This window comes from Vibrio sp. 1288 (assembly GCF_033344475.1).
In genome coordinates this window covers 1-951 of record NZ_JAWPOX010000204.1, presented here as the reverse complement: position 1 = coordinate 951, position 951 = coordinate 1, and the positions used below count along the sequence as shown (strand labels likewise).

Annotated in this window: 1 protein-coding gene; it reads right to left on the bottom strand. The window is 47.5% G+C overall.

Annotated features, from left to right (window positions below; all coding sequences use genetic code 11):
• Window positions 1-951, bottom strand: a 951-nt coding sequence (locus tag R8O11_RS25685; RefSeq protein ID WP_318194671.1) for a signal recognition particle protein, incomplete at both ends; no start/stop codon positions are given.

Genomic DNA, 951 nt, shown 5'->3' with positions numbered 1-951 from the left:
CTTCTTCGCTAGCTTCTCTGCTTTTTCTTGGTCAACATTGCGTTGTAGGTCTTCAATCAAAGACAGAACGTCACCCATGCCAAGAATACGTGATGCTACTCGGTCCGGGTGGAATGGTTCTAGTGCGTCAGTTTTCTCACCGACACCTAAGAACTTAATTGGCTTGCCCGTGATATGACGAACTGACAGCGCCGCACCACCACGCGCGTCACCGTCAACCTTGGTAAGAATCACACCAGTAAGTGGTAGTGCATCACCAAAGGCTTTTGCTGTGTTCGCCGCATCTTGACCTGTCATTGCATCAACAACGAACAGCGTCTCAACAGGATTGATAGCTGAGTGAAGATCTTTGATCTCCCCCATCATTTCTTCATCGATAGCCAAACGACCCGCGGTATCGACAATTAATACGTCGTAGAATTTCTTCTTCGCGTGGTCGATTGCTGCGTTAGCAATATCAAGTGGCTTTTGATCTGGTGAAGATGGGAAGAAGTCGACACCGATGTCTGATGCTAGTGTTTCTAACTGTTTGATCGCCGCAGGACGGTAAACGTCGGCAGACACCACAAGAACTTTCTTCTTATCGCGCTCTTTTAGAAGCTTAGATAGCTTACCTACCGATGTGGTTTTACCTGCGCCTTGCAGACCTGCCATCAAAAGTACTGCTGGCGGCTGTGCTGCTAGGTTAAGCGCTTCGTTAGACTCACCCATTACCGCTTCAAGCTCTGCTTGAACGATCTTGATGAATTCTTGGCCCGGAGTTAAGGATTTAGAAACTTCTACGCCCACCGCTTTTTCTTTAACGCGGTTTACGAATTCGCGAACAACAGGAAGTGCAACGTCAGCCTCTAAAAGGGCCATACGAACTTCACGCAGGGTTTCTTTAATGTTGTCTTCGGTCAGACGACCTTTACCACTGATATTTTTCAGCGTTTTGGATAATCGATCCGT